Raw genomic sequence first — 6412 nt, 5'->3', positions numbered from 1 at the left:
GAACGCCAGCGGAAATTCCGTGAAGAGTACAAAGCCGACATCAGCCCCCATTACAACGGGCTGCTACACGTCGCGGTGATGTATGGAGTGGGCCTCACAGCGGCCTGGTACTGCCTTTCGCAGATACAGGGCGCCACGTGGGAATGGTTGTTGATGGTGCCGGTGTTCATCGCCGGGAATTTCGTCGAATGGTTCATGCATCGCTACGTCATGCACAAGCGCATCGATGTCTGGGCCCTGCGCGCCATCTATGAACGCCACACCCGTCAGCACCATCAGTATTTCACCGACGTGGAACCGACCATCGATTCCTTCAGGGAATTTCGCATCGTCTTCTTCCCCTGGCGGGTGCTGGCTACCCTGGGCGTGGCAGGCACGACGCTCGGCTATCTGACGTATCTGGTATTCAACGCCAACGCGGGTTTCATCGTGTTCCTGACGATGGTCCTGCAATACCTGATCTACGAGACCTTCCATTACTGCTGCCACGTGCATGAGAACTGGTTCGTGCGCAACGTGCCATTCATCAACACCATCCGCCGCCATCATACTGCCCACCACAACTGGGGGATCATGATGAAGTACAACATGAACCTCACCTTCCCCATCGCCGACTGGTTCATGGGCACCACGGACCTGCGCCGCGGGCTGCTCGGCCACCTGTTCAACGGCTACAGTGAAAAGCACGTCAAGGAAGAGCTGAAGCCGGTCATCGCGAAGTTCCGCAAGGGCGAAAAGCACGTAACGCTCGATGGCCCGGAACTGGACGAGAACGAGCTGGGCGCGATGACGGCTCGCTAAGCGCATGCTGAAACGCAGGATGGGCGCGCACCTTGCTCATCCTGCGTCGCATCAATCGGTTATTGTCCCCCGGACTGGCTCAATGACCCTTCAGCTTATTGTTCGCGAGGCATCGCATGTCCCGTCACGACCGTTTCAAGCCTGCCAGCCGCTATCAGCCTTATACCGGCGCAGCCGGCGGCTGGGGTGCACTGCGCAGCGTTACCGGGCACTGGCTCGGTAGCGACAATGCGCTGAAGAACATCCGCGCCCTGCTCAAGACCAATCAGCACGGCGGTTTCGATTGCCCCGGCTGCGCCTGGGGCGAATCCGCCGAGAGCGGGCCGATCAAATTCTGCGAAAACGGCGCCAAGGCGGTGAACTGGGAAGCCACCAAGCGCCGCGTCGACGCCTCCTTTTTCGCCCGCCACAGCGTCAGCCAATTGCGCGAGCAGAGCGATTACTGGCTCGAATATCAGGGGCGCCTGACCGAACCGCTGCGCTACGACCGCGCCAGCGACCGCTACCGTCCCATCGGCTGGGACGAAGCCTTCTCCCTGATCGCCGGTCATCTCAAGCGCCTGGACGATCCGAACCAGGCCGAGTTCTACACCTCCGGGCGCGCCAGTAACGAGGCGGCCTACCTCTATCAGCTGTTCGTCCGGGCCTTTGGTAGCAACAATTTCCCCGATTGCTCGAACCTGTGCCACGAAGCCAGTGGCGTGGCCCTGGGCCAGAGCATCGGCGTGGGCAAAGGCACCGTAAGCTTCGAGGATTTCGAGCATGCCGACGCAATCTTCGTGCTCGGCCAGAACCCGGGCACCAACCACCCGCGGATGCTCGAACCGCTGCGCGAGGCCGTCCAGCGAGGCGCCCGCGTGGTGGTGTTCAACCCGCTGAAAGAGCGTGGGCTGGAGCGCTTCCAGCATCCGCAGAAGGCGCTGGAGATGCTCTCCAATCGGGACCGTGCGACCAGCACCGCCTATTTCCGACCGAATCTCGGTGGCGACATGGCGCTCGTACGCGGCATGGTCAAATACCTCTGGCAATGGGAACGCGAGGCGCAGGCCAAGCAACAGCCTGGGCTGTTCGATCACGCGTTCATCGCCCAGCACACCCAGGGGCTCGACGCCTACCTGGCGCTCGTCGAGGCAACGCCCTGGGAGCAGATCGAAACCCAGTCCGGGCTTGCTCGCAGCGAGATCGAGCAGGCTGCACGCCTGTATGCCGAAGCCGAACGGGTGATCATCTGCTGGGCGATGGGCATCACCCAGCATCAGCATTCGGTGGCAACCATCCAGGAAATCACCAACCTCGCGCTGTTGCGCGGCAACATCGGCAAGCCCGGCGCGGGCCTGTGCCCCGTGCGCGGTCACAGCAACGTGCAGGGCGACCGCACCATGGGCATTAACGAGCGGCCAACGCAGGCGTTCCTCAATACCCTGGAAAAGCACTTCGACTTCGTCGCGCCGCGCCAGCCAGGGCACAACGCGGTCGCCGCGATCGGTGCCATGCTCACCGGCCAGGCTCAAGTCTTCATCGGCCTGGGCGGTAATTTCGCCCAAGCCACGCCCGATACCGTCCGTACTCACCAGGCGCTGCAGAACTGCGAACTCACCGTGCAGATCAGCACCAAGCTCAACCGCAGCCATCTGACCTGCGGGCGCGAGGCGCTGATACTGCCCTGCCTGGGCCGCACCGACATCGACCGGCAGGCATGCGGGCCGCAGGCGGTAACGGTCGAGGACTCGTTCAGCATGGTCCATGCCTCCCACGGCCAGCTGGAACCGCTGTCGCCCCTGATGCGTTCGGAACCGGCGATCATTGCCGGTATCGCCGCCGCGACGCTCGGCCCTCAGCCGGTCGACTGGGCCTGGCTGGTCGAGGATTACGCACGCATTCGCCAGCTGATTGCCGCAACCATCCCGGGCTTCGCCGACTTCGAAACCAAACTGCAGCGCTCGGGAGGCTTCTACCTGGGCAACGCCGCCTCCCGCCGACAATGGAATACGCCTGAAGGCAAGGCGGCCTTCAGCGCCCACGCCTTGCCCGATGAACTGCTGCCACAGCAGATTCGCAGCCTGGGCGTCACGCCGGACCTGATCCTGCAGAGCCTGCGCTCGCATGACCAGTACAACACCACCATCTACGGCCTGGAGGATCGTTACCGGGGCGTGAAGGGCATGCGCGACGTGATCTTCGTCAATCCGCAGGACATCCAGCGACTGGGTTACGAGCCCGGACAGAAAGTCGATGTGATTTCCCTCTGGAATGACGGCATCGAGCGCCGCATCACCGGCATGACCCTGCTGCCCTACGACACGCCATCGGGCCAGGCGGCAGCCTATTACCCGGAGACCAACCCCCTGGTACCCCTGGAAAGCCATGGCGAGGGGAGCCACACGCCCACTTCGAAATTCATCGCCATTCGCCTGGAAAGGACTACTGATCCCGGTGATGGCTTGAACCTGCATCAACTCTCAAGCACAACAGAACACAACCACTCGGAGGGATCGATATGAGCGAGCCATTACGCCTGGACCGACTTCGCGGGTTCGTCATCGAGCTGGCCGCTCTGCTGGAGCGGCAGCCGGAGGAATCGGCAATTCTCGAGCAGGGTCAGGAACTGTTGCGGCGACTGGTCGAACACGATGACTGGCTGCCCGAACAATTCGCCGTGCCGCATCCTGAACATTATCTGCAATACCTGTTGCATGCCGACTCGCTGCAGCGCTTCTCCGTGGTCAGCTTCGTCTGGGGACCGGGGCAGCGAACGCCCGTACACGACCACCGGGTCTGGGGAATGATCGGCATGCTGCGGGGCGCCGAACTGGGGCAACGCTTCGAGCGCCAGCCCGACGGTACCTTGCGCCCAGCAGGCGAACCGCTACGGCTCGAGCGCGGTGAGGTCGAATGCGTGTCGCCCGCCATTGGTGACATCCATCAGGTCAGCAATGCCTTTGATGACCGTGTCTCGATCAGCATCCACGTCTACGGCGGCAATATCGGCGCAGTGAAGCGTGCCGTTTATCAGGCGGATGGCAGCGAGAAGCTGTTCATTTCCAGCTACAGCAACAGCCTGCTGCCTAATATCTGGAGTTGACCGACGATCCCAGCCAAGCAGCTTTTCCTGCCGTTTGGCTGGTTGGCTGGGCGCTGCGGCGGCTGATTCGAAGACGCGAGCCGTGACTTGATGAATAACAGCCAGGGCCGACATCGATTGGCTGCTGTGGTTATCGACTCCGGTTTAGCGAAGTGAGCGAACGAGACCGAATCTGATACAGCAGGCAGCGCTACCTCATATTCTTAGATACAACCACCTGAGTTTTGTCTATAGATACATACTGCGCTATATTGTATCCACAGAAACAAAGCAGGTGCTATCAGTCATGGCGGCAGTTATCCAGGCACAGGCCTTTACCAAGGATCAATGCACAGCCGGTTTGCGAGCGGCAGTGAATATCCTCGAAAAATGGCAGGCGACTACCGAGCAGTCCTGCAACATTCTTCGCATTTCGCGCAGCACCCATGTGCGGGCCAAGCTGTCCAACGATGCATGGTCGGTGAGCCTCGACGCTGACCAGATGCAGCGCATCAGTTTCATCCTCAACATCCACGCGGCCCTGCGCCTGCTTTTCGACAATCCGGAGAACGTGTACGGCTTTCCTTCGATGGCCAACCACAACGAGTTCTTCAACGGGCGATCCCCACTGGAGGTCATGGCCCAGGGCGACATGATTTCCTTGTACGAATCGTTTCGGCGCATCGACAGCCTGCGAGGCGCGCAGTGGTAGACCCGGACCAACTCCCTCTTCTGGCCGAAGCCCATCTGCGGGCCTACCGACTGGTCAATTCCAAGTTCCCCCCCATCGCCCTGTTCGACGATGTGGCAGACGTCGGCGAATTCGAAACGCTGTATCAACTGCAGGCCCTGACCAACCCCAGGCTGCAGAATGAAACCGGACGCCTCGAGCTGATACCCCGCGCGGAAATACCTTTCGGCATTCCCGGCTGCTCGTACGCCACGGCGCCCTTCACCCATGTCAACCCGGCCGGTTCGCGCTTCAGCGACGGAAGCTACGGTGTGCTGTACCTGGCCAGCAGCATGGATACGGCACTCGCTGAAGTCCGCTACCACCAGGACCGCTACTGGTCCAATGTCGAAGGCCTGAGCTACGAGCGGTTCGTCTTTCGTGGCCTGTCATGCCAGTTCAACGAGGTCGGTATGCTCGACGCGACAGTCATCCCGATGACGGATCCGATCTATGACTCCGACGACTACTCCCAGGCCAATCGCCTCGGCCGACGGGTGAAAGAAGCCAGGCACCCTGGCTTGCGCTACCGTTCGGTGCGTAACGCAGGCCAGGATTGCTGGGCACTCATGACCCCAAGGCCAGTAACCTCCATCATCCAGACCGCCCACTACGAAATGATCTGGAACGGCTGCATTTCCAGCGTCAGCGCCATTCGTGCGGTTTGAATACAGGCGCCGACTACTCTAGGCGGTCGATTCGAACGACATGGCGATACCGATCGCCAGACCTATCCCAATCCCCATGACAAGGTTGTCGACGATGATTCCGATGATCATGCCTGTGAACAAGCCGACGCCTAGCTGTTTCCGATTCTTCATTGCGGCAAATGCGGATCCAGATTGGGAAGAATGATCGGCAGGTCATCCCGGCAAACAGTGGCCATCGCCCGCCATCTTGGAGCATCAATCAGAGGCAGGCCAATGGCACACCGCCTCGATGTTGTAGCCGTCCAGGTCATGTACGAAGGCAGCATAGTAGTTGCCATGGTATTGCGGACGGAGGCCAGGCGCGCCGTTATCGATACCGCCCGCAGCAAGCGCAGCCTGATAAAAAGCATCGACCTGCTCACGCGTCCGCGCCCGGAAAGCAAGATGGCAGCGCTCGCGCGGCACCTCGGCCTGCAACAGGCAGAACTCTCCAGCAGGGTCTTCACCCGGAACAGGCTCTACCCCACCAAACAGCACGCCGTCATCGTCGAGTTCCTTGCGCACGTGCATTCCAAGTGGTTTCAGCACAGCCGAATAGAACGCTCGGCTGGCTGCAAGATTCGAGACATGGATGACGATATGGTCGATCACGAAAGACCTCCCGTTGGAAGCAGGACTGTATCTAGGAGCATCCTTTCAGCTTAGATGTACCGAGCCGTCGAGTCCGCCCCCATCCACCGCCTTCTTCCATCATCTTTCGTGCCGAGAACTGTTAAGTGGCAACGGCTCGACATGGACTGGATCACTAGATTGGCTGCGGCTATCTCAAGACGGCAGCATTACAGTCACTAACGGCCGCAGAACTGAACCGGCTGACCGAAGCCGCCAATAAGATCTCAGCGACCGACTCACGCGCACCCGCGCTAACTATCCTGAAGAGGAGCTGGGATAAGAAAAATGCCATAGCTACTCGGAAAGTTACTAAGGCAAAAACAGCAAAGCCACCCGAAGGTGGCTAAGTCATCAATCTAATTGGTCGGGACGGAGTGATTTGAAAACTCTACCCCTTGCACCCCATGCGCTTTTTTGGTGGATCACTGTAGATCAACATGGACTCTCATGGACCCAGGAATCCTAGCAAATACGGTGCTTACAGGCTATTCTGTCGTC

7 protein-coding genes and 1 pseudogene are annotated in these 6412 nt (G+C 60.1%); 6 read left to right on the top strand and 2 right to left on the bottom strand.

Features of this window, described 5'->3' with window-relative positions; all coding sequences use genetic code 11:
- The 5 genes from ACN0V1_RS19350 to ACN0V1_RS19330 all read left to right on the top strand — a co-directional run.
- A partial coding sequence (locus tag ACN0V1_RS19350; protein WP_417546553.1) for a fatty acid hydroxylase family protein occupies positions 1-801 on the top strand: 801 nt, incomplete at its 5' end.
- A 116-nt stretch (positions 802-917) separates the two neighbouring features.
- Positions 918-3302 (top strand): FdhF/YdeP family oxidoreductase, encoded by a 2385-nt coding sequence (locus ACN0V1_RS19345; RefSeq protein ID WP_417546552.1) that lies wholly within the window; start codon positions 918-920, stop codon positions 3300-3302.
- Positions 3299-3883, top strand: a complete 585-nt coding sequence (locus ACN0V1_RS19340) for a cysteine dioxygenase (protein ID WP_417546551.1) — start codon at positions 3299-3301, stop codon at positions 3881-3883. The genes ACN0V1_RS19345 and ACN0V1_RS19340 overlap by 4 nt, the downstream gene beginning before the upstream one ends.
- 286 nt (positions 3884-4169) lie before the next feature.
- Positions 4170-4574, top strand: a complete 405-nt coding sequence (locus ACN0V1_RS19335) for a hypothetical protein (protein ID WP_417546550.1) — start codon at positions 4170-4172, stop codon at positions 4572-4574.
- The gene (locus tag ACN0V1_RS19330) at positions 4568-5260 is read left to right on the top strand and encodes an RES family NAD+ phosphorylase (protein ID WP_312256542.1); all 693 of its coding nucleotides are present in this window, start codon (positions 4568-4570) and stop codon (positions 5258-5260) included. The genes ACN0V1_RS19335 and ACN0V1_RS19330 overlap by 7 nt, the downstream gene beginning before the upstream one ends.
- An 18-nt stretch (positions 5261-5278) precedes the next feature.
- Here ACN0V1_RS19330 and ACN0V1_RS19325 read toward each other — a convergent pair whose 3' ends face one another.
- Entirely contained in the window at positions 5279-5413 is a 135-nt protein-coding gene (locus ACN0V1_RS19325; protein ID WP_417546549.1) for a hypothetical protein, read from the bottom strand.
- A gap of 84 nt (positions 5414-5497) precedes the next feature.
- Positions 5498-5893, bottom strand: a complete 396-nt coding sequence (locus ACN0V1_RS19320) for a VOC family protein (protein ID WP_312243253.1) — start codon at positions 5891-5893, stop codon at positions 5498-5500.
- A gap of 200 nt (positions 5894-6093) precedes the next feature.
- On the opposite strand from ACN0V1_RS19320, the pseudogene ACN0V1_RS19315 reads away from it, so the two are divergent.
- Positions 6094-6183 (top strand): annotated as a pseudogene (locus ACN0V1_RS19315) (integrase); the annotation flags it as partial.
- Positions 6184-6412: the final 229 nt, after the last annotated feature.

This window comes from Marinobacter sp. (genome assembly GCF_048266785.1).
Taxonomy (GTDB): Bacteria; Pseudomonadota; Gammaproteobacteria; order Pseudomonadales; family Oleiphilaceae; genus Marinobacter.
The sequence above is the reverse complement of the archived record's forward strand: the minus strand, read 5'-3'. Positions and strand labels throughout refer to the sequence as shown.